This window comes from Saxibacter everestensis (assembly GCF_025787225.1).
GTDB lineage: Bacteria > Actinomycetota > Actinomycetes > Actinomycetales > Brevibacteriaceae > Saxibacter > Saxibacter everestensis.
Genome location: NZ_CP090958.1, coordinates 2,684,085 through 2,706,758 on the forward strand (window position 1 = coordinate 2,684,085; position 22,674 = coordinate 2,706,758).

A 22,674-nucleotide genomic window follows, 5' to 3' on the forward strand; every position below is an offset into this window, starting at 1 on the left:
CACTGTCAGAGCCGAAGGCTACGTTTTACCCATGAGTAGTTCACCAACGACCGGAACGCGATCCGCGCCCCGTGCCAAGCCCTCCCGGAAGCCCGTCGTGACTTATCGCTGCGGCGAGTGCGGATGGACGGCGGCAAAGTGGGTGGGTCGCTGTGGCGAGTGCCAGGCGTGGGGTTCCGTCGAAGAAGTCGGCTCTGCCGCCACAGCGCGCACCACGAGGCCCGCCGTCATCAGCTCGCCCGCACGACCGATCGCGGAAATCGACATCGAGGCGGCGACAGCTGTCGGAAGCGGCGTTGCCGAACTCGACCGGGTTCTTGGCGGCGGGTTGGTACCGGGTGCCGTTGTCCTGCTGGCTGGAGAGCCCGGAGTCGGCAAGTCGACTCTGCTACTCGACGTAGCCTCCCAGTCGGCACAACAGGGCAGGAAGATCCTCTACATCAGCGGTGAGGAATCCGCGGCACAGATCCGCCTGAGGGCCGAACGGATCGGCGCCCTCCGGCCCCGCCTTTTCCTCGCGGCCGAGACCGACCTGGCTACCGTGCTCGGGCATATCGAGAACACCGAGCCCGATCTGCTCATCGTCGATTCGGTGCAGACCATCGCCTCAGGCGAGGTCGAGGGATCTGCGGGTGGCGTCACACAGGTGCGTGAAGTGACATCCAGCCTGATCCGTGCGGCAAAAGACCGGAACATGTCGACAATCGTCGTCGGCCACGTCACAAAGGACGGCTCGATCGCGGGGCCGCGGATGCTGGAGCACCTGGTTGACGTCGTCTGCCAGTTCGAAGGTGACAGACATTCCAGGCTCCGAATGGTGCGGGCGATCAAGAACCGGTACGGCCCCACCGATGAGGTCGGCTGTTTCGACCTGACAGAGCAAGGCATCGTCGGTCTGCCCGACCCCAGCGGCCTGTTCCTTTCTCAATCCGGGGAACCGGTTTCCGGCACCTGCGTCTCGGTGACGCTTGAAGGCAGGCGTCCGCTGGTCGCCGAGGTTCAGTCCCTGGTCGCGGATTCGGCCGGGGGATCGCCGCGTCGCGCGACCAGCGGCCTGGATAGCAACCGGGTGGCGATGGTCCTCGCGGTACTTGGCAAGCGGCTGGAGATTCCGCTTGGTTCCAAAGATGTCTATGTCGCCACGGTCGGCGGATCGAAGGTCACCGAACCGGCGATTGACCTCGCGGCGGCTATCTCGCTCGCCTCGGCGTACCTGGACCGTCCGACCCACCATCGCCTGGTGGCGTTCGGTGAAATCGGATTGTCGGGTGAGCTGCGTTCAGTCCCAGGGGTATCCCGCCGACTATCGGAAGCGGCGAGAATCGGGTTTACCCACGCCCTCGTGCCGTCCCATGCGCTAGATCAGCTCGTCATACCGCAAGGCATGAAAGTCCGAGAGGTTAACAGCGTTCAGCAGGCGATAGACACGGTATTGCGCTGACCGGCAGGCGCCCGGCTTGCACCTGCCGAGTCCTGAGGCGGAAACAACCGCCTAGAATGACCTCGGACATGTAAGAGTGGCGAAGGGACTTTAGTGGTCACGGAACGATCGACCGAGGACATGCTTCGTGCAACTCTTACCGCGGTGGCGCCAGGCACTGAACTGCGCGACGGGCTCGAGCGCATTCTACGTGGCAGAACCGGCGCACTGATCGTGCTGGGTTTCTCCCGGGCAGTGGAGAACATCAGCACCGGCGGATTCAAGATCGACATCGATTTCTCGGCCACCCGGCTACGTGAGCTCGCGAAGATGGACGGCGCGGTGATTTGCGACCGCGATGCCACGCGGATCGTACAGGCGGCCGTCCAGTTGGTTCCTGATTCATCGATCGAAACCTCCGAATCCGGAACGCGCCATCGCACCGCGGAACGCGTCGCCAAACAAACCGGCCTCCCGGTGGTATCCGTCAGCCAGTCCATGCAGATCATCCAGATCTACGTCCACGATCGCCGTCATGTGCTCGAGGGTTCCGAGGTGATCCTGGCCAGGGCAAATCAGGCGCTGGCCACACTCGAACGATACAAGGCACGGCTCAACGAAGTTACCGCCACTTTGACCGCGCTTGAAATCGAAGATCTGGCCACCGTCAGCGATGTTTGCACCGTGCTTCAGCGGCTCGAAATGGTGCGACGCATCTCAGCCGAGATCGAAGCCTACATCGTCGAACTCGGAACAGACGGCCGCTTGCTCACACTGCAGCACGAGGAGCTCGTCGGATCGATCGGGCCGGCCCAGGAGCTACTCGTCCGCGACTACCAGGCGGCGACAAAACGGCCACGGCCGACCGAGGTGATCATGGCCGATATCGCCGCCCTGTCCAGCAGCGATCTGATCGATGTGAACCAGGTGGCACGGATCCTCGGCTCACCGATCGGCGGCGATGCCCTCGATTCGAACGTCAGCCCGATGGGATACCGGATGCTTGCGAAAGTGCAGCGGCTTCCCCCGGCTGTCACAGATCGGCTGGTCGCTCATTTCGGCGGCCTGCAGCAGCTGCTTGCGGCCAACCTGGACGATCTGATGACAGTCGACGGTATCGGCGAACAGCGAGCCCGCACGGTACGCGAATCGCTGTCCCGGCTTGCCGAAATCAGCCTGGTCGACCGATACACCTGATCCCTCGCTAGCCGAGCGAGAAGGTTACCGGATCGCTGCTGGCCTTGCCGACTTTCGTGGTCAAGGTGTATGTGCCTGCCTTGGCCTCCGGCTGACCGGCCTTACAGCCCTCGGTCGAACGCATCCTGTTCCACTCCAGCTCGGAGCGCTTCTCCTCGCCGGGTTTGAAACTTACGACATTCTCCGCCGACTCCTTGTCTGCGTCCTTGTCGTAACAGTCCCTGCTCGACCAGATCCGGTCCGCGCCGGAGGCGATCAGGAACTCCTGCTGCGCCGTTCCAACATCAACGGTGCAGGTCACCGCGGACGTGTTCTTGACGATCAAGGACAGTTTCGGCTTCTCACTGCTCTGATAAGACTCAGCGTCGGTGTCCGCACTGAGCGCAACACTGGCGTCAATGCACTCAGCGTCTGCCTGCTGCGATTTGGCGGGCGTGGCTTCCGGCGCCGGGTCCTTCTGCTGCGTCACATCAGGCTCATCGCCGGCAAATATGCCCGATACTCCGCGAACCAGAGTTACGACGCCGGTGACGATCAGCGCCAGGATCACCAACAAGATGAGCAGAGCAACAATCCGCCTACGCACGTAAACGGAATGCGGAAGCTGGCTGCGTGTCTTCTTGCTCGTACCCATCGATTACGACGGTAGAGTCTTTCGCCCCGAACCGCTCGCAGGCTCGCCGAATGAGACAATTCTTAGGCTATGTCTGACCATACGAAACTGCATCGGCCAGTGCTCAACTGGTTCCGGGCACACGCACGTGTCCTACCGTGGCGTGCCGACGATCGCACCGCCTGGGGAGTGCTGGTCAGCGAGATCATGCTCCAGCAGACCCCGGTCGCACGGGTCGAACCGGTGTGGCGAGCGTGGATGCAGATGTACCCGACACCGAAGGAACTCGCCGAAGCCTCCGCCGGTGATGTCGTGCGCAATTGGGGGAAGCTCGGCTACCCGCGTCGCGCCCTTCGGCTGCACGAGACAGCCAAGGCGCTCGTACGGGACCACGACGCACAGGTTCCGGACGACTACAGCACGCTGATTGGCCTGCCTGGGATCGGCAGCTATACCGCCGCCGCAGTGGCCTCCTTCGCCTTCGGCCAACGACACACCGTCGTCGACACCAATATTCGCAGGGTGCTTGCCAGGGCGATCAAAGGCGAGGCAGTCCCTCAGCCAACACTTACCGCTGCCGAGACCCGGCTGGCAGAGAAGCTCCTGCCGGCGACCCGGGCAAGGGCTGCCGAATGGAACGTCGCGGTGATGGAGCTCGGTGCCCTGATCTGCACCGCACGTTCGCCACGGTGCGATGCCTGTCCGATAAAGCGGAGTTGCCAGTGGCAGCTCGATGGTGCGCCTGCTCCGGCCCCGGACCGAGCCGGGCGCAAACAGGCCTGGCACGGAACAGATCGGCAGTTGCGTGGAGCGGTGATGGATGTTTTGCGTGCCCCTGGCGGCGCGCTCCCGATAGACGCCCTTACCGACGCATCGGCCGGCGCGCTCCCGATAAACATCCTTGCCGACGCAACGGCCGGCGCGCTCCCGATAAACATCCTTGCCGACGCAACGGCTGGTGTTCCGGCCGGCTCAGCAAGGCAGGCACTGCCTGTGCATAGCCCCGACCAGGCCGACGCTCTTGCCCGGCTGCGTTCCCTAGCCCCTGAGCAGTCCCGGCTGGCAAGGATCGTCGACGGGCTGGTGGCCGATGGGCTGGCCCGCGTGCGCGATGGCGCAATCAGCCTGCCGGATTGATTGCGCCCAGAGATTTGCGCGGCCTAACTCGCCGGTAACCGCGAAGATCTCACGATGCGAGCGAAATCAGGGTCGCGTAACGGCCTAGCCGTCGCAAATGTTGGGTGGATGCAGGCTCCGACGAGGCGCCAGCGACCCGTTCACAGGTGCTTGAGCATCCTGCTGTTGCCGAGCGTATTCGGTTTGACCCGGGCGAGGTCGAGGAACTCGGCGATCCCCTCGTCATGAGAACGCAGCAGCTCGGCATAGACCTCCGGCGTGACCGGCGTCCCATCGATCTCCACGAAACCGAGACCGGTGAAGAAGCTGACTTCGAAGGTCAGGCAGAACACCCTGCTGACTCCGACTTCCCGGGCGTTGTCCAGCAGTGCTTCGAGAAGCATTCGGCCTACCCCCCTGCCACGCCAGCTGGCAGAGGTCGCGACCGTGCGCACTTCGGCCAGGTCTTCCCAGAGCACATGCAAGGCTCCGCATCCAACGATCTCTTCGTTACCGTCCTCATCCCGGGCCACCACGAGGCGAAACTCCTGCAGACTTTCGAAGTAGGCCACAGCGTCCTTGGCGACCAGGATCCGCTCCTCGGCCAGCGGCTCCACCAGCGATCGAATGGATTTAACGTCTGCTGTTGTGGCGGATCGGATCGCCAGCTGAGAAGGAGCCATAATCAACATTTTGGCACGCAGAACGCCCGGTCAGATGACCGGGCGTTCTGGTACTACATAACTGCGGCCTTCGCGCTGTCAGCCTTTGCCTTCACCGGTGGAACCGCTGGTTGCAATCGGCGCGATCTCCGGTACGGCGGGCTTCGGTTCGCCGCGGAAGGTGAACTTCTTGTCGAAGCCTTCGCCCTCTACATCGATCAGCACGATTTCGCCGGCCTTGAGCTCTCCGAAAAGAATCTTTTCGGAAAGCTGGTCCTCGATATCGCGCTGTATTGTGCGACGCAGCGGCCTCGCTCCCAGAACCGGGTCGTAGCCGCGGGTCGCCAGCTCGTCCTTGGCTTCCCTGGTGAGCTCGATGCCCATGTCCTTGTCTTTCAGCCGCTTGTCGAGCGCCTCGACGAACAGGTCGACAATTCTGACGATCTCGTGTGGTTCCAGCTGCGGGAACACCACGGTGTCGTCCACCCGGTTGAGGAACTCGGGGCGGAAGTGCTGCTTCAGCTCGTCGTTGACGCGCATCTTCATCCGGTCATAGGACGTCTGCGCATTTCCTTCGATCTGGAAGCCCATCTGCTGACCCTTGGAGATGTCGCGGGTTCCAAGGTTCGTGGTCATGATGATCACGGTGTTCTTGAAGTCCACGACGCGGCCCTGCGAGTCGGTGAGCCGGCCATCCTCGAGGATCTGCAGCAGCGAGTTGAAGATATCGGCGTGCGCCTTCTCCACCTCGTCGAATAGCACAACCGAGAACGGCTTGCGCCGGACTTTCTCGGTCAGCTGACCGCCCTCTTCGTAGCCGACATATCCGGGAGGCGAGCCGAAGAGCCGCGACACGGTGTGCTTCTCCGAGTACTCGCTCATATCGAGCTGGATCAGCGAGTCCTCGTCGCCGAACAGGAATTCGGCAAGGGCCTTCGCGAGTTCGGTCTTACCGACACCGGTTGGTCCAGCGAAGATGAACGAGCCACCCGGACGCTTGGGGTCCTTCAGTCCGGCACGAGTGCGTCGGATCGCCTGGGAGAGCGCCTTGACGGCCTCCTCCTGGCCGATGATCCGCTTGTGCAGCTCTTCTTCCATCCGGAGTAGTCGCGAAGACTCCTCTTCGGTCAGCTTGAAGATCGGAATTCCGGTTGCGGCCGCCAGCACCTCAGCAATGAGTTCCTCATCGACCTCGGCGATGACGTCCATATCGCCTGACTTCCACTGCTTCTCGCGCTCGTTCTTTTCATCGATCAGTTTCTTTTCGGTGTCCCGCAGGCCGGCAGCCTTCTCGAAGTCCTGCCCGTCGATCGCGGCTTCCTTCTCGCGGCGAGCATTGGCGATCCGCTCGTCCAGCTCCTTCAACTCAGGCGGCGTCGTCATCCTGCGGATGCGCAAACGTGCGCCGGCCTCGTCGATAAGGTCAATCGCCTTATCCGGCAGGAACCGGTCGTTGATGTAGCGGTCGGCCAGATTTGCGGCGGCCGTCAGAGCGCCATCGGTGATCGTCACCCGGTGGTGCGCTTCGTACCGGTCACGCAATCCCTTGAGGATCTGGATGGTGTGCTCCAGCGCAGGCTCGGGCACCTGGATCGGCTGGAAACGGCGTTCGAGCGCGGCATCCTTTTCAATGTGCTTGCGGTACTCATCGATCGTGGTCGCACCGATCGTCTGCAATTCACCGCGGGCAAGCATCGGTTTGAGAATCGAGGCCGCATCGATGGCGCCCTCGGCGGCACCCGCTCCGACCAGAGTGTGAATCTCGTCGATGAACAGGATGATGTCGCCACGGGTGCGGATCTCCTTCAGCACCTTCTTCAGGCGTTCCTCGAAATCACCGCGGTACCTGGAACCCGCGACGAGGGCACCGAGGTCGAGCGTGTACAGCTGCTTGTCCCGGAGAGGCTCGGGGACTTCACCGCGCACGATAGCCTGCGCGAGTCCCTCGACGACGGCCGTCTTACCGACGCCCGGCTCACCGATCAGCACGGGATTGTTCTTGGTGCGGCGCGAGAGCACCTGCATGACCCGCTCCTGCTGCAACTCCCGGCCAATCACCGGATCGAGCTTGCCTTCGCGAGCGGCAGCAGTCAGGTTGCGTCCGAACTGGTCGAGCACCAGGGAGCCCGACGGCTGACCTTCCTCACGGCCTCCGGCAACGGCCGGCTCCTTGCCCTGATAGCCGGAAAGCAGCTGAATAACCTGCTGGCGGACCCGGGTCAAGTCGGCGCCCAGCTTTACCAGCACCTGGGCTGCCACTCCCTCACCTTCGCGGATCAGTCCGAGCAGGATGTGTTCTGTGCCGATGTAGTTGTGGCCAAGCTGCAACGCCTCGCGAAGACTGAGCTCAAGCACCTTCTTCGCCCGAGGCGTGAACGGGATGTGGCCGGAGGGCGCCTGCTGACCCTGGCCGATAATTTCCTGCACCTGCTCACGAACGGCGTCGAGCGATATTCCGAGCGACTCGAGCGCCTTCGCGGCAACGCCTTCACCCTCGTGGATGAGCCCGAGCAGGATGTGCTCCGTGCCGATGTAGTTGTGGTTGAGCATCCTGGCCTCTTCCTGGGCCAGGACGACAACGCGTCGTGCGCGGTCGGTAAATCTTTCAAACATGTCACTCCTCGCTTGCCCCCGCCGCAGGTTGAGGATCCTAGAATCCTCGGCGGAATTATTCGATGCTAACCAGCCGAAAGCCCGTATGGACCAATTTTCGCCCACAGCGTGAGAGAAAATCGGCCATACGATCAAGTTCAGCTAACAGCCGAAGCCCTTTAGAGGCCTACGAAGAGTACAACCGACCCGGTCAGACGTATGTTCCGGATCCAGGTACGCCCACGGCGAACCTGGAGTAGCCGAAGGCTCAGCTGCCCTTCGCAGCCCGGAACGCGTCGACGACCTCGGTGGGGATGCGGCCACGATCGCCGACCTCGTAACCATTGCTCCTGGCCCAGTCCCGAATCTCGGCGGTCTCCTTCCGCGCCGTAGTGGTGGCGGCACCCCGGCGTCGACCCACCGGCTTGTCCGCCGATACGCGGCGGGCACTGGAGACCCATTGCCGCAACGAGTCGCGAAGCTCTTTGGCATGCTTGGACGAAAGGTCAATTTCGTAGCTGGAGCGATCAAGCGCAAATCGAACGGTCTCGGTGGCTTCGCCTCCGTCGACATCGTCGATCAAAATAACTTGCACTTTCTGAGCCATAACAGGCACTCCCCCTCATGAGGCATGAAAACGATTTTGGAAGTAGAGCTATGCGCGTGCATAACGAAGTTCTTCCAACCAGACTAATCCCGATGTATACAGAATAAAAACCGTTATCAGTTTTTATCGGCAAACTAACAGCTTGTTCGAGACCGATTAATCGCTTTTGCCTGGCCGAGCCGACTGCTCAGGACTTTCCGAAACCGGGGCGCTTGCCCTGTCCGCAGCCTGTGCCGCGTAGAAACGGTCGGTTTCCGCCCGCTCACGGCGATCAGCCTGCATGATCGAGCGCATCACCCAGAAAAAGATGAGGCCCACACCGGCGGAGGGAGCTAGAACGGCGAAATATTCCACGGCATCAGTCTAACGCCGCCGGGCCGCTCTTTGACAAAAAGCGAACCGGCGGGGCCGGCTACTCCGGCTTGACCAGCGGGAACAGGATAGTCTCCCTGATGCCGAGTCCGGTCATGGCCATCAGCAACCGATCGATACCCATGCCCATTCCGCCACTCGGCGGCATGCCATGTTCCATTGCGGTCAGAAAATCCTCATCGAGGCGCATCGCCTCGGCATCGCCTGCTGCCATGTCCTTCGCCTGGGCGTGGAATCGCGCTCGTTGAATCACCGGGTCGACAAGTTCGGAGTATCCGGTCGCCAGTTCAAAACCGCGAACATAGAGATCCCATTTCTCCACCACTCCTTCCTTTGTCCGGTGGTCCCGGACAAGAGGGGAGGTTTCGACCGGGAAATCCATCACAAACGTCGGCTCCCATAGCTGGTCCGCCACCAGGTGCTCCCAGAGTTCCTCCACGAGCTTTCCGTGGCTGCGCAGTATTCCATCCAGAGGCATATCGTGCTTGCCGGCCAGCCGCACCAGTTCATCGACCGATGTCGCGGGGGTGACATCGACACCTGCAGCCTCGGAAAGCGAGTCGTACATCCGCAGGGTCTTCCATTCCCCGCCCAATTCATAATTGCTGCCATCGGGCAGTATTACGGTGGTGGTGCCGAGCGCCGAAATTGCGGCGGTCTGGATCAGATCCTTGGTTAGCGCGGCGATCGAGTTGTAATCGCCGTATGCCTCGTAGGCCTCGAGCATTGCGAATTCCGGTGAGTGCGTCGAGTCAGCACCCTCGTTACGAAAATTCCGGTTGATCTCGAATACCTTCTCGATGCCGCCGACCACCGCACGCTTCAGGAACAGTTCCGGCGCGATCCGCAGGAACAGATCGATATCGAAGGCATTCATATGTGTGCTGAACGGCCGGGCATTCGCACCACCGTGCAGGGTCTGCAGCATCGGCGTCTCGACCTCGGTAAACTCCCGCTCCTCGAAGGTGCGGCGCAGGCTGCGCATCACGGCGGCCCGGGTAAATACCACGCTGCGCGCCTCATCCCGAACAATAAGGTCCACGTAGCGGCGCCTGACGCGTGACTCTTCCGACAGCTCGCTGTGCATGGTTGGCAATGGACGTAGCGCCTTCGCGGCCAATTGCCATTCATCGGCGAGCACCGACAGCTCACCGCGCTTCGAGGCTATGACGGTGCCGCGGATAAACACGTGATCGCCGAGATCGATGTCGTCCTTCCAGGCCTGCAGCCGGTCTTCGCCGATGTTCTTGAGGCTCAGCATCCCTTGCAGACGGGTACCGTCGCCTTCCTGCAGGGTGACGAAGCACAGCTTTCCGGTGTTTCGCACGAAAACAACCCGGCCGGTCACACCGACGACGTCGCTCGTCTCTTCGCCGGGCTCCAGGTCCGGATAGTTCGCACGGACCTGGACCAGGCTATGGGTGCGCGCAACCCCGACCGGGTAGGCGTCCTGACCGCTTTCGAGCAACCTGTCACGCTTCTCGCGGCGGATTCTTAGCTGCTCGGGAAGCTCGGTGCTGGCATGTTCGGAAGAAGGATCTGAAGGCATGTTACGAGGCTACCGTCCCGGCACGGATCCGAGTATTCCGAGCAGCTTACGACCGGTTTCCTGCCCAATCATGCCCGCGGCCAGTGCCCGCTCCGTGGTGGCACGCGACATCAGGGCGTATGTGATGAGCAGCTCTTCGTTACCTGTCGCACGGGCGTGCTCGGTCAGCGCCTCGAGGTGAGCCCTGACTGTTTCCACATCTCCGCGGGATACCGGTCCGGTCAGCGCGGCCTGCCCCTTTTCGAGTGCGTTGTCGGCGCTGGCCCGCACCAGGGCGGCTAGTACCTGGCCCGGATCCTCGATGCCGATCGCTTCGAGCATCTCACTGGCCTGAGCGATGACCGTGACGGTGTGATTTGACGCATGCGCGACCGCAGCGTGATAGGCCGGCCGGTCTGCCTCTGCGATCACGATCGGCTCGGCGCCCATTTCAACGACGAGCGCCTGGGCGACCGGAAGCACCGGGGCCGCCGCAGTGACCCCGAACACCGCCTGCGACAAACGGGCCACATCGATGCTCGTACCGGTGAAGGACATCACAGGGTGGATCGCCAGCGGTATCGCACCAAAGCCCAGCACGGGCCGAAGCACTTCAACGCCGTATCGTCCGGCACAGTGCGCTACCAATTGACCCTGCTGCCAGCAGCCTGCCGTGGCCAGGCCCTCGACGAGTTCTGGCAAGGCATCGTCGGGAACTGTCAGCAGAACAAGCTCGGACCGCTCGATCACTGTCGGAATGTCCAGGATCGGTACCCCTGGCAGCAGGTTTTCAACCCGCTCGACGCTGGCATCCGAAGTAGCCGTGGCACCGACAACTGCATGGCCGGCGGCGCGCAGGGCATTTCCGATCACGGCGCCGACCCGCCCTGCTCCGACGATGCCGACGCCGAGACGTCCCGGTCGTGAAGTTGCTGAAGACATGGAAGTCACTGTACTGGCGCTGGCGGCTGGTCCGGCGGTTGCGGCGGCCTGGCGGTCGCCGCCGGAGCGACTGGTGCTTCCAGCGACTCGGCGGCCTCAGCGGACGAGCCAGCTCCGCTGCGACCGGCCTCTCCCGCCTTGCGCATCCAGAGTTCGGGCCCGAGGGTCTTCCGAGCCCGGTGCCCGCGAATCGACTGTTGCTGGAGGAACCGTACTGCCTCCGGCCGCGCCAGGTGCGGAATCTGCGGAGAGACCGGACCGGCAGTTGTGTGCAGCGCCACGGAGGCCAGCCCGAGTCTGCGCTGCAGCGGGCCCTGCGACAACCGGATCGACTGGGTTCTCGCATGGGGCACGAAATCCACGATCCGGTTGATCCAGCCACGTCGGACCACCACGGCGGTCTCTGTGACACAGAATGCCTGGCGTTTCCAGGCGAAAGGATCAACCCAGCGCGCTCGCCGTGGCACGGCTTCGAACCCGCCATCCGCACGTCGCCCGGTCAGCGCGGCATCGACCAGGCCAAGCGGATCCGTCACGCCTGGCTCGGGAAGCACAAGGGCCAGGACGGACAGCAGATCGCTCCGATTCCCAACCGGGAGCATGGCATTCTTTGCGGACTCGCTACTGTCGCCGGTCGCGGCGATATTCACGCTGATCCGCCACCAGCCCGGAATTCGCCAGAGTAGCGGCTGGTAGATGCCCACGGCCTGGATCCGTCCGGGGGGCACTGTGTGCGCGGTGGTTTCGAGAAGTCCGCTATGAACTCTGATGCCGTCAGGAGAGTCAGCGATCCGGAAGTTGGATTCCGTCGCGAATCGCTTCCACAAGGCAGCGATTCCACCAAGGATGCCGGGAATAGCGGCGGTCAGAATTTCGGGACGCCCAAATACGATCGCCAACACGATCAGCGCAGCCACCGCGAGGGGAACGACAAGGCCCCAGAAGGTCAGTAATAGCGAGCCGAGTATCTTTCCCGGGCCGATGGCAAGCAGGTGCGCCTCGGGGGCCTCCGGCGCGTCTTCGCCGGCTGCGACCTCGATCCCGGCCGCGCCGGCCAGAAGCGCGGCGCGAAGCCGCTGTGCATCCTTGAGCGTGAGGAACGAAAGGTCGATCGATGCTTCGCTGCCTCCTGCCACGTTGAACTTCAGCTGGGCCAGGCCGAGGATTCTCGCCACAAGCGGCTGGACGACGTCAATCGCCTGGACCCGGTCCAATCGCGCCTGCCTGTGCTGCCGGAAGAAGATCCCGCGCTCCACGATCACCGCTTCGGGCAGCACGCGATATCGGGTGAAGCGCCAGGAGAGATACATGAACGCGACGATGATCAGAACGCACAGCAAAACACCACCGGCAAGCGCGAACGGCAGCCAGGCATAGCCCGATTCCTGAATCCAGCGCAGGCCAGATGCGCCGCCATTCCCGCCGCTTTCCAGCAGCTGGCGGATGCTGATGCCGACGATGGCGACCAGGATCAGCCAGCCGCGGACGAACGGAGTCGCTTTATGCACCTTGCGCCAGGCAGGTTCGCCCGGGCCACCGGGCTGCGCGGCTGCGTCATCCGGGCCACCGGGCTGCGCGGCTGCGTCATCCGGCCCACCGGCCTGCACGACTGCGTCGCCCGAGCCGCCGGTATTACCCGGCAGGGCATCGGCGCCGGGAGGGTTCGGATGCTGCTGGTTCACAGCCCCGCGAGCCTTGCTTCGCCGCGGGAGGCGAGCTGTTCGCGCAGCCGCGCGGCCTCGTCGGCTGGCAGCCCCGGAATCGTCGCGTCGGTGCTAGCCGATGCTGTGTGCAGCTTGACGGTTGAGATTCCGACCGACCGCTCCACCGGTCCGGCGGACATGTCGACGTACTGCATCCGGCCATAGGGCACGACGACGAGGGAGCGGAACATCACACCACGGGCTATCAGCAGGTCGTCGTCGCGCTCGGCGTACTTCAGCGCCCGAACCTGCCTGGGGATGATCCAGCACAGCCAGCCCAGGAGCAGCAGGGCGGCACCGGCCAAGGCCCAGAACAGCCAGAACTGGAGCAGAATCGCCAGCACGATTGCCGCAATCAATGGAATTCCGCACCAGATCAGCGCGAAGATGAGCCGCACCTTTATCAATGCAGGCGAGACTGTCACCCACCGCAGACCCGGCGGGCTCAGCGGGTCATCGACCAGAGACTTAGACACTGTCCTGAGCACCTTCTTTGTCGTTGTCGTTGTCGTCAGGTGGCAACTGACAGAACCGCTCGACCACCAATCCGGTTGTCACCAGGAACACGGCTGCCAGCACCGCGATCAGCATTTGCAGACCCTGCTCCCGCCTCGCCGCGGTGCCGACCGCGAAGAGCAGGTAGGCCGTGGATCCGGCGTACCAGCCGGCGATAAGCGACCCTGCGCCGCTCGCTGCTTTCGCCATCACGAGCGTGCGCGCAGCCCTGAGCGGGTCCAGCGGCTTGTCGCGGTCGCCCGAGGTCCAGCGGCGCACCGGCCAGCCGAAGACCAGGAGCGCCAGACCGAGGACGACCATCCCGACAATGGCCACAACAGGAAGTCCCGGCAGCTGGCTGCCGGCTGCTTCCAGTATCCGGAAGACCACGAACCCGATGACTGCGCCGACCAGGGCGCCGAGCAGGAGATTACGGAACTTCGTTGCCTGCATTAACTGATTCCGAGTTCGATGTCCGCACGCAGGTAAACGGTGCCTGTCTCTGCGGCTTCTTCCGCGAGCCGGGCGACCTGGCCGGATCCGGGCAGGACGGCATCCGGTTCGATCCGGCGCCATGGCTCAAGCACAAAGGCCCGCTCGCTTGCGCGCGGGTGCGGCAGGGTCAGGGTGCTGTCGGCATGCAGCCTGCCGCCGAAATCGATGATGTCGATGTCGAGCGTGCGCGGGCCCCAGCGTTCGATGCGCACCCGGCCATGACTTGCCTCGATCGTGTGAATCGCGGCCAACAGGTTCTTCGCGCTCAGGGAGGTTTCGCAGATCAGCACGGCGTTGAGGTATGCAGGCTGCTCCGGCCCGCCCACCGGCTCCGTCTCGAACACGGGCGAGACCTTTGTGACAGCAAGCTTGGGCAGCCCGTTCAGATCATCGACGGCTCGTTGCAGAGTAGCCTCGCGGTCGCCGAGGTTGGCGCCAATTGACAGTACGGCATGCACTGGCTTGCCCTTCTTCTTCGACGACTTCTTCTTCGGCTTACCAGTCGAGGCGGCGACATCAACGGCCGCCTTCGCTGAGCTCATCGGGGGAACCTCATCGCGGTGAACTCCGCCGGATCGCGACGCTCACGTCGGCAAACTCCCTGTCGATCGGCGCCTGGGGCTTGTGTACGGTGACTTCTGCTGCCTTCACCATCTCATGGCGCAGGCAGGCCGTGACGATGCGTGCGCCAAGCTTCTCCAGCAAACTTACCGGTTCTCCCTCGACGATTCGGGCGATCTCTTCGGCCAGTTCCCCGTAGTGCACGGTGTCGCGGACGTCATCGCTTTCGGCGGCGGCCGACAGATCAAGGTCCAGCACGACATCCACGACGAATATCTGACCCTTGCGGCGTTCGAAATCGTACACCCCGTGATAGCCGTACACGGAAAGTCCCTTGAGCGTGATCCGGTCCACGGTCAGGTTCCTCTTGTTCCATGCGGCTCGGCGATGCCCGGCAGGGGCTCGGCGATACCGACGGCAGGCAGCGTTGCCTCATTCCAGGCACGCGCGACCTCGACAGCAATTCGCGAACCGCGGGCATCGTGGACCCGAACACACCAGGCTCCGGCCCGGGCGGCCAGCGCGGTAACCGCCGCCGTTGCCGCATCCCGGTCCGCCAGCGATGGCGAAACTATCGGCTCAGTTTCCGAAGGCCCGGCCGGCTGGCCCGGTTCGACGACCTCCGGCAGAACACCGCCAACCAGCGTGCTCAGGAAGCGCTTTCGCGACGCCGCAACCAGGACCGGAAAACCAAGTGCCTGTAATGAATCGAGCCCAGCGAGCAACGACCAGTTGTGCTCACCAGTCTTGGAAAAACCGAGGCCCGGATCGACGATGATCTTGTCGTCGCTTACGCCGGCTTCGCGTACGACGTCGAGCTGCGCGCGAAGTTCGTCCACCACATCCCGGACGACGTCGTCATAGACAGCACTGCCCTGCATCGTCGCGCTGGCCTCGCGCCAGTGCATCACGATCAGCGGAACGTCCGCCTCGGCTGCCAGGGCCGCCATCGCCGGTTCGGATTTCGCGCCGCTGACGTCATTGAGGATATGGGCGCCCGCCCCTAGCGCCAGCCGGGCAATATCGACCCGGGTTGTGTCGACGCTGACGGTGGCGCCCTCGGCGACAAGTGCCTCTATCACCGGCAGCACGCGCCGTTGTTCCTCCTCGCCACTGACCCTCGCCGAACCAGGCCGGGTCGATTCGCCGCCGACGTCGATTATGTCGGCGCCGTCGGCCAGCAAGGCCAGGCCGTGCCGGATCGCCAGGTCATGGTCGAAGAAGCGACCGCCATCGCTAAATGAATCGGGAGTGACATTTACAACGCCCATAATCCGGGTCCGCTGCACAGGGATCGAAATCACTCCCCCAGCCTAAGGGGTCGGCGCGGCGATGCGCTCCGGCAGAGTCGAATCTTCGATCCGCAGGACAATGCGCATTTACCTGCCAATGATGAGGCTCATCGCCTCGGCCCGGCTCGTCCCTTCGCGCAGTTGCCCGCGGACCGCGGAGGTTATCGTCCGGGCACCCGGCTTACGGATGCCGCGCATGGACATGCACAGGTGTTCGCATTCGATCACGACAATGGCGCCACGTGGCTCGAGGCCGGTCATCAGCGCGTCGGCGATCTGCGTCGTCATCCGTTCCTGAACCTGTGGGCGCCGGGCGTATACCTCGACGAGCCGCGCGAGCTTGCTCAAACCAGTCACCCGGCCGTTCGCTCCGGGGATGTAGCCGACGTGCGCCACGCCGTGGAAAGGAACCAGATGATGCTCGCAGGTGGAGTACACGGCAATATCTCGGACCAGGATCATTTCATCGTGGCCGATATCGAAGTTCGCTGAAAGCACCTCGGCCGGGTCTTCGTGCAGGCCGGCGAAGGTTTCCGCGTAGGCACGGGCAACCCTGGCCGGGGTGTCGATCAGGCCCTCGCGATCGGGGTCTTCACCGATTGCGATCAGAATTTCACGGACGGCGTTCTCGATTCGGCCAGAATCAACGGCCACTTTCCCGGGAAATTCCGCCACGTCAGTTTTCTTCATCTGTGGACAGTTTCCGGTCACCAGCCGGAGCGATCTGCTGTGGCGGATGTTGCGGGTCTTCGTCAGGGCCGGCGGCCGCAGCCTCGTCCTGCGGAGCCATCGGTCTGGCGTGCCCATTGCTGGCGCGGGCGGCGGCTTCCGCCAGTTCCTTCGGTGAAGTGACCGGCGGCTTGTCCGATACGGGTCGGTCATCGCTGGAGAGCCAGACCGGACGGAGGTCGCGCTTAACCACCGGGGTGAAGACCTCGCTCAGCTCGGACTGGTTAAGTGTCTCCCGTTCAAGCAGTTCAAGCGCAAGCGTGTCAAGAACCTCGCGGTACTCCACGAGCACATCCCACGCCTCGTCATGCGCTTCTTCGATCAGCAGCCGAACCTCTTCATCGATAATCGCTGAGACCTTCTCCGAATGGTCGGCCGCGTGTCCAGCCTCGCGTCCCACGAAAGGATCACTTCCGTCGGAGCCGAGCTTGACCATGCCGACCTTGTCGCTCATGCCGTATTGGGTAACCATCTTCCGGGCGGTCGACGTGGCCTTCTCGATGTCGTTGGCCGCTCCGGTGGTCGGGTCGTGGAAAACGAGCTCCTCTGCGACACGGCCGCCGAGGGCATAGGCCAGCTGATCGAGCAGCTCGTTGCGGGTCGTCGAATATTTGTCCTCGCTGGGCATCACCATGGTGTAACCGAGCGCACGCCCACGCGGCAGGATGGTCACCTTCGTCACCGGATCGGTGTGCCGCATCGCAGCCGCAACCAGGGCGTGGCCGCCCTCGTGGTAGGCGGTGATCTTGCGTTCCTTTTCGTTCATCAGCCGGGTGCGCTTTTGCGGTCCGGCAATAACCCGGTCGATCGCTTCATCGAGTGCGCGGTTGTCGATGATCTGCGCGTTGGAACGTGCTGTGAGCAGTGCGGCCTCGTTCAGCACGTTGGCAAGATCGGCACCGGAGAAACCCGGCGTGCGCTTGGCGACGGTCTTGAGATCGACGTCGGCAGCCATCGGCTTACCCTTGGCGTGCACGTCAAGGATGTGCTCGCGTCCCTTGATATCGGGAGCATCGACCGAGATCTGCCGATCGAAGCGGCCCGGGCGCAGCAACGCAGGGTCCAGCACGTCCGGGCGGTTGGTCGCCGCGATCAGGATGATGTTTGTCTTGACGTCGAAGCCGTCCATCTCGACCAGCAGCTGGTTCAGGGTCTGTTCACGCTCGTCGTGTCCGCCGCCCATCCCCGCACCGCGCTGGCGGCCGACGGCGTCTATCTCGTCGATGAATATAATGCATGGCGCGTTCTGTTTGGCCTGCTCGAAGAGGTCACGAACCCGCGAGGCTCCCACGCCGACATACATCTCGACGAAATCGGAACCGGAGATCGAATAGAACGGGACATTGGCTTCGCCGGCAACCGCGCGGGCCAGCAGCGTCTTTCCGGTGCCGGGTTGGCCGTACAGCAGGACGCCCTTAGGGATCTTGGCGCCAACAGCCTGGAATTTCGCCGGCTCGGCCAGGAACTCCTTGATCTCCTGCAGCTCCTCGACCGCCTCATCCACACCGGCCACATCGGCGAAGTTCACCTTCGGCGTCTCTTTCGACACCAGCTTGGCCTTGGACTTGCCGAACTGCATGATCTTCGAGCCGCCGCCCTGCATCTGGGAAAGGAAGAACCAGAACAGGGCGAGGATGATCACGAAAGGCAGCAGGTTGAGCAGCAGGGTGGTCAGCCAGGACTGTTTGGGCACTTCATCGGTGAAGCCCTTGTCGGGGGCGGCATCGGTGACCGCCTTGACGACCTCGTCGCCGCGAGGCGCCACATAGAAGAACTGGACCCGCTCGCCCTTGTCCTCGTAGTCCGCCTTCAGGGTCAGGTCGACGCGCTGGTCGCCATCGATGATCTTGGCCTGATCCACCTTGCCGTCGGCAAGCAGCTTGAGACCCACATTGGTGTCGACTGCCTGGAAACCCTGGCCGGAAAGCACGGATGCGCCGATCGTCACCGCGATCAGGGCAAGAACGATCCAGGCTATTGGCCCTCGGAAAATACGCTTAACGTCCATCAATCGGGGCTTGGTGCCCCGCCCTCTCTCTTTATGCCTGATACTGCTCGGCCACCAGAAACAACGCGCCGGACCAGGCTATGGTTCCACGCAGTTCCTCGGCCGGAAAGCCTAAGTACCTCTAGCTGTAAACGTGTGGCGCCAACGTGGCGACGAACGGCACGTTGCGGTATTTCTCGGAGTAGTCGAGCCCGTACCCGACGACGAACTCATTCGGCACGTCAAATCCAACGTACTTCACATCGATGTCGACCTTGGCGGCTTCCGGCTTGCGCAGCAGCGTGCAGACCTCGACGGATGCCGGGCCGCGCGAGTTGAGGTTTGCGATCAGCCAGGACAGGGTGAGCCCTGAGTCGATGATGTCCTCGACGATCAAGACATGCCGGTCGGTCAGGTCGGCGTCAAGGTCTTTCAGAATTCGCACCACGCCCGATGACTGGGTTCCCGATCCGTAAGACGACACCGCCATCCAGTCCATCGTCACGTGGGAGTGCAGCGCACGAGCGAGATCGGCCATAACCATGACCGCTCCTTTAAGGACGCCGACGACCAGGATGTCCTTACCGGCGTAGTCTGCGTCGATGTCCGCGGCAAGCTCCCGAAGCCGGGAAGCGATCTGCTCCTCGGTGACGAGGATTCGCTCGATGTCGGTTCCCAGATCCTGGCTGTCCACGGTTATTCTTGCTCCCTAGAGTTTGCGCTGCGACTGGTTCAAGGTTGCCACACAATTCCTTGGTCCGTGCAGTCAGCCCGTCCGATAACCAGCTGGTTGCCGCGCCGTCGTGCCGCCAGCCCCCCGGGCAGCGATATCGCTGCCGGAGCGTTCGACTTTCCCAGCAGCCGCTCGGTGGCAACCAGGTGCTCAAACGTCAGTCCACTCCCCGGCGCTCCGGCCGCGAGGACTCCCAGGCGCAACGCGCGGCGTCTGAGCGCCGGCGGCGCCTCGGCCAGCGTGGCCGCGAGCATGGCGGTCTCCGTCCGGGTGCCGGGCACCGCGGCGTCACGAAACAGCCTGTCGGCCTGCTCGTCAAGCAGAGCCGAATCATCGGCGAGCTGGCTCGCGGTCCGAGCAAGCGCGCCGGCGACGCCGGGCCCCAGCTCCTGCTCGAGCAGGGGCAATACCTCATGGCGCACCCGGACCCGTAGATATGCCCGGTCGTCATTCATCGGGTCATGCCACGGAGTGAGCCCTTCGGCTTCACAGCTTCGAACTGTTTCGGCACGGCGCACCGCCAGCAACGGTCGGACAAAGAGCCCGCGACGGGCCCGCATCCCGGCCAGGGACCTTGCGCCCGAGCCACGAGCAAGTCCGAGCAGCACGGTTTCTGCCTGATCGTCGAGGGTGTGGCCGAGCATGACCGCAACGGCTCCGGTTTCCTGTGCCGTCGCCGCGAGCGCCGCGTACCGCGCCTGGCGTGCGGCGTCCTCGACCCCCTGACCACCTACCTCGGTGACAACGCTGCGCACGGACGCCGCAATGCCGCGATCGAGCAGCTGAGCCGCGGTGCGGTCGGCTACCTCCCTCGATTGCGGTTGCAGCCCGTGGTCGATGATCACGGCACACACCTCGAATCCGCGCCGGGGCAGGGCGAACGCCGCTGCCGATGCCAGCGCCATCGAGTCCGGCCCGCCGCTGCAGGCCACGATGATCAGCCCGGATTGCGCATCGAGCAGTCCGAGGCTGGCAACCACCTCATTACGGATCCGGGCAACGGCAGGATCGAGGCGCGGCCGGCGCTCGGACATTTAGCCCTGGACCCTGGTCAGCCACCTACGCGGTTCGGCGATTTCATCCAGCTCAGGCAGATTGTCCGGGCTCTCCCAGACCAGGTTCAGCCCTTCATGGCCGACCTCTTTCAGCACCGCGCGGACAAACCGGGCACCCTCCTGGTACTGCCGCATCTTGGCCTCGAGTCCGAGCAGACGCTTGATCAGCTGGTCGAATCCGCTGCTGCTATGCCTTCGCTCGTTGAACTTCCGCCGGATGCTGGCCACCGAAGGAATGACCTGAGGGCCGACCTCATCCATCACCACATCGGCATGCCCTTCCAGCAGGCTCATAACCGCGGTCACCTTGTCGACCTGCCTGCGTTGCTCGGGCGTCTGGATCAGGTCAAGTGCCTGTTTGGAACCGGTGGGGCCGAACACCTCCGGCACCTGCCGCATCATCTGGTTCAGTCGCTCGACGATTCCCTGCTCACGAAGCAGCCCGGTGCCCAGCTCATTGATATGACCCTGCAGGTAATCACGGAGCCAGGGTGCTGCCGCAAACTGAACCCGGTGGGTCTCTTCGTGCAGACAGACCCAGAGCCGGAAGTCATGCGCGTCAACATTCAGTGATTTGCCGACCGCGACAACTGTGGGCGCCACCAGCAGCAGGCGTCCTTCCGGCGCGCCGAACGGGTCGTACTGTCCGAGTACCCTGGTGCCGAGGAAAGCCAACAGGCCGCCCAGTTCTGCCGCGGTGCTGCGCCGGGACAGCGTCGAGATCTTCTGGTCGTCTTTCCTGGAGTTCAGCGCAGCGGTGACCGATTCATCGAGCATTGCCCGGAATGACTGCACGTTCGCCTTGGCCCAGCCCTGCCGGTCCACGACCAGGGTAGAGGTGTGCGCGAGAGCCGCGCTGACGTCGAGTCCGGTGACCCGCTGGACGTGCCCGGTGGAAACCTGGGCCGCCTGACGGAGTCCTTCAACATGTTCGGAGCGCTCGTGTTCGGTAAGGGTCGGACCAGCCGGCAACAGCTCGATCGCCGTGCGAAGTGCGAAGTCGACGTCAATGAGTTCATCTACCCGCGAGCCGTGCTCAGTGTCCATGAATCCTACTTCTCCTCGATCGTCTAGGGATTACGGCAACCGTACGCTAACCGCTCCCGCAACCGCACCCGGCGAGCGCCGCGGTCACCGCGTCGATTGCCTTTCGTGCGCTGTCATTGCCACCCTTGGGAACATCGTCGGCAAGCACCGCGAAGACCAGTAGGCGACCGGACTTATCGGTCACCACCCCCGCCAGCGTCGACACTCCGGTCAGCGAACCGGTTTTTGCCCGCACAAGCCCCGCGCCGTACTTCGACGCCGAATCCCCGTACCGGTCGGTGAGGGTTCCGCTGAATCCCGCCACCGGCAGGCTCGGAATCAGCGAATCGAGTTCCGGGGTCTTCTGCTGGGCGGCGACGGTGAGCAATCCGGTCAGGGCTTGTGCCGTTATCCGGTTGCTGTGCGCCAGCCCCGAGACGTCGTGCAGGCTGACACCGGCCACGTCGACCCCGATTTCCTTCACCTGACTCTGCACCGCATCGGCCGCGTCGAGGAAGCTTCCCGAGCGTCCGGTGTCCACGGCGACTAGCCGACCCAGGCCCTCGGCGACGACGTTGTCGGAATGCAGCAACATGTACTCGACGATGTCGCCAATGGACGCGGACTTGACCTCCGCTAGCTGCTCAGCATCGCTTTGCGCAGCCGATCGAGCGACCTTGCCGACGGCCTTGATGCCATTCTTCTTCAGCTGCTCAACGAAGATGCCGGCAGCGAAATCAGCTGGGGCGCTCGCCCGAGGCGTGCGCTGCCCAGGCTTTTCCTTCCCGGAATCAACCATCAGCGGCGAGATAGGCGCGACCTCGCCGTTGGCTACATCGTTGGCAGCCCATTCATCGCTGACGTCTTTACCCGAATAGAGGGTGTCGTCCAACCGGACCGCGACCTCAGTTGTTCCGGCCTCCCTGAGAGCGTCCGCCGTGGCCTTCGCCAGTGAGGCCAGGCCGGCGCGGCCATTGACCGCTGCCGAGTCGGAGTCGCCGCGACCCAGCAACATGTCCCCGCCGCCGACCACGGTGATTTCGTCCGACCCCGGTCCGGCGACGACGCGAGTCGTGAGTTGCCGGTCACTGCCAAGCGTTGTCAGCGCCGCCGCGGCAGTGAGGACTTTAGTGGTAGACGCCGGGAGGTGTCCTTCGTCGGCAGCCTTCGAGTAAAGCTCATCTCCGGTCAGCCCGTCCCTGATGTCGACCCCGACGCTCTTGCCGAGCGCCTTGTCCTTCAGTAGCGGATCAACGGTGCTCGCGACCCCATCCGGCTGCGCGTCCCCGGCATCAGCCGATGCGTCGGGCAGAACCGCGCCGGTTTTGTCCAGCGCCAGGTTCGGCGCCTCCGGAAATGGAGCCGGCGCCTCGCGAGGCGGCTTGGTCGTCAGCACTCCCGGCACGAGATCGGCCGTGTCTGCGGCGGCATACCCACCGAGAACCAGCACAATCGCGGCACAGGCGGCCGCTGCCTTCTTCGCCAAATGCCCATCCTTCACTTAAACTTCGAACCGCATCCGCTTGCGGTGTGCCCTATAAGCGAGACT

Annotated in this window: 22 protein-coding genes; 3 read left to right on the forward strand and 19 right to left on the reverse strand. The window is 63.5% G+C overall.

All coding sequences use genetic code 11. The features are described from left to right. Positions 1–31: 31 nt before the first annotated feature. Positions 32–1,441, forward strand: a complete 1,410-nt coding sequence (gene radA / locus LWF01_RS12845) for a DNA repair protein RadA (protein ID WP_349637766.1) — start codon at positions 32–34, stop codon at positions 1,439–1,441. A 120-nt stretch (positions 1,442–1,561) separates the two neighbouring features. Further along, positions 1,562–2,617 (forward strand): DNA integrity scanning diadenylate cyclase DisA, encoded by a 1,056-nt coding sequence (gene disA / locus LWF01_RS12850; protein ID WP_349640921.1) that lies wholly within the window; start codon positions 1,562–1,564, stop codon positions 2,615–2,617. Between the two features lie 7 nt (positions 2,618–2,624). Here disA and LWF01_RS12855 read toward each other — a convergent pair whose 3' ends face one another. Continuing rightward, a complete protein-coding gene (locus tag LWF01_RS12855; RefSeq protein ID WP_349637767.1) occupies positions 2,625–3,251 on the reverse strand; it encodes a hypothetical protein in 627 nt (208 codons plus the stop codon). 69 nt (positions 3,252–3,320) lie between these two features. Here LWF01_RS12855 and LWF01_RS12860 point away from each other — a divergent pair, with 69 nt between their 5' ends. After that, complete coding sequence (locus LWF01_RS12860) at positions 3,321–4,367, forward strand: HhH-GPD family protein (protein ID WP_349637768.1); 1,047 nt, start codon at positions 3,321–3,323, stop codon at positions 4,365–4,367. A gap of 140 nt (positions 4,368–4,507) precedes the next feature. Here the strand turns inward: LWF01_RS12860 and LWF01_RS12865 are convergent, their stop codons facing one another. The 18 genes from LWF01_RS12865 to dacB form a co-directional block, all read right to left on the reverse strand. Then, positions 4,508–5,029, reverse strand: a complete 522-nt coding sequence (locus LWF01_RS12865; RefSeq protein ID WP_349637769.1) for an amino-acid N-acetyltransferase — start codon at positions 5,027–5,029, stop codon at positions 4,508–4,510. 78 nt (positions 5,030–5,107) lie between these two features. Continuing rightward, complete coding sequence (locus LWF01_RS12870) at positions 5,108–7,621, reverse strand: ATP-dependent Clp protease ATP-binding subunit (protein WP_349637770.1); 2,514 nt, start codon at positions 7,619–7,621, stop codon at positions 5,108–5,110. A 247-nt stretch (positions 7,622–7,868) separates the two neighbouring features. Then, the gene (locus tag LWF01_RS12875; RefSeq protein WP_349637771.1) at positions 7,869–8,207 is read right to left on the reverse strand and encodes a histone-like nucleoid-structuring protein Lsr2; all 339 of its coding nucleotides are present in this window, start codon (positions 8,205–8,207) and stop codon (positions 7,869–7,871) included. Between the two features lie 156 nt (positions 8,208–8,363). Then, positions 8,364–8,561, reverse strand: coding sequence for a hypothetical protein (locus LWF01_RS12880; RefSeq protein WP_349637772.1), 198 nt, complete (start codon positions 8,559–8,561; stop codon positions 8,364–8,366). Positions 8,562–8,619: 58 nt separating this feature from the next. Further along, complete coding sequence (gene lysS, locus LWF01_RS12885) at positions 8,620–10,128, reverse strand: lysine--tRNA ligase (RefSeq protein WP_349637773.1); 1,509 nt, start codon at positions 10,126–10,128, stop codon at positions 8,620–8,622. A gap of 9 nt (positions 10,129–10,137) precedes the next feature. Then, the gene (locus tag LWF01_RS12890) at positions 10,138–11,049 is read right to left on the reverse strand and encodes a Rossmann-like and DUF2520 domain-containing protein (protein ID WP_349637774.1); all 912 of its coding nucleotides are present in this window, start codon (positions 11,047–11,049) and stop codon (positions 10,138–10,140) included. A 5-nt stretch (positions 11,050–11,054) separates the two neighbouring features. Beyond that, a complete protein-coding gene (locus LWF01_RS12895) occupies positions 11,055–12,731 on the reverse strand; it encodes a PH domain-containing protein (protein WP_349637775.1) in 1,677 nt (558 codons plus the stop codon). Next, positions 12,728–13,228, reverse strand: a complete 501-nt coding sequence (locus LWF01_RS12900) for a PH domain-containing protein (RefSeq protein WP_349637776.1) — start codon at positions 13,226–13,228, stop codon at positions 12,728–12,730. Before LWF01_RS12900 ends, LWF01_RS12895 begins: the two co-directional genes overlap by 4 nt. Next, the gene (locus tag LWF01_RS12905) at positions 13,221–13,700 is read right to left on the reverse strand and encodes a DUF3180 domain-containing protein (protein WP_349637777.1); all 480 of its coding nucleotides are present in this window, start codon (positions 13,698–13,700) and stop codon (positions 13,221–13,223) included. Before LWF01_RS12905 ends, LWF01_RS12900 begins: the two co-directional genes overlap by 8 nt. Next, a complete protein-coding gene (folK, locus tag LWF01_RS12910) occupies positions 13,700–14,284 on the reverse strand; it encodes a 2-amino-4-hydroxy-6-hydroxymethyldihydropteridine diphosphokinase (protein WP_349637778.1) in 585 nt (194 codons plus the stop codon). Before folK ends, LWF01_RS12905 begins: the two co-directional genes overlap by 1 nt. A 10-nt stretch (positions 14,285–14,294) precedes the next feature. Next, a complete protein-coding gene (gene folB / locus LWF01_RS12915) occupies positions 14,295–14,657 on the reverse strand; it encodes a dihydroneopterin aldolase (RefSeq protein WP_349637779.1) in 363 nt (120 codons plus the stop codon). Positions 14,658–14,659: 2 nt separating this feature from the next. Next, a complete protein-coding gene (folP, locus tag LWF01_RS12920) occupies positions 14,660–15,607 on the reverse strand; it encodes a dihydropteroate synthase (protein ID WP_349637780.1) in 948 nt (315 codons plus the stop codon). Between the two features lie 75 nt (positions 15,608–15,682). Then, positions 15,683–16,285 (reverse strand): GTP cyclohydrolase I FolE, encoded by a 603-nt coding sequence (gene folE / locus LWF01_RS12925; protein ID WP_349637781.1) that lies wholly within the window; start codon positions 16,283–16,285, stop codon positions 15,683–15,685. Next, complete coding sequence (ftsH, locus tag LWF01_RS12930; protein ID WP_349637782.1) at positions 16,272–18,332, reverse strand: ATP-dependent zinc metalloprotease FtsH; 2,061 nt, start codon at positions 18,330–18,332, stop codon at positions 16,272–16,274. Before ftsH ends, folE begins: the two co-directional genes overlap by 14 nt. A 121-nt stretch (positions 18,333–18,453) precedes the next feature. Next, a complete protein-coding gene (hpt, locus tag LWF01_RS12935; protein WP_349637783.1) occupies positions 18,454–19,005 on the reverse strand; it encodes a hypoxanthine phosphoribosyltransferase in 552 nt (183 codons plus the stop codon). Between the two features lie 38 nt (positions 19,006–19,043). Then, complete coding sequence (gene tilS / locus LWF01_RS12940; RefSeq protein ID WP_349637784.1) at positions 19,044–20,078, reverse strand: tRNA lysidine(34) synthetase TilS; 1,035 nt, start codon at positions 20,076–20,078, stop codon at positions 19,044–19,046. Next, on the reverse strand, positions 20,079–21,146 hold the full coding sequence (locus LWF01_RS12945) for a zinc-dependent metalloprotease (RefSeq protein WP_349637785.1): 1,068 nt from the start codon (positions 21,144–21,146) through the stop codon (positions 20,079–20,081). A gap of 46 nt (positions 21,147–21,192) precedes the next feature. Beyond that, positions 21,193–22,611, reverse strand: coding sequence for a D-alanyl-D-alanine carboxypeptidase/D-alanyl-D-alanine endopeptidase (dacB, locus tag LWF01_RS12950; RefSeq protein WP_349637786.1), 1,419 nt, complete (start codon positions 22,609–22,611; stop codon positions 21,193–21,195). Positions 22,612–22,674: the final 63 nt, after the last annotated feature.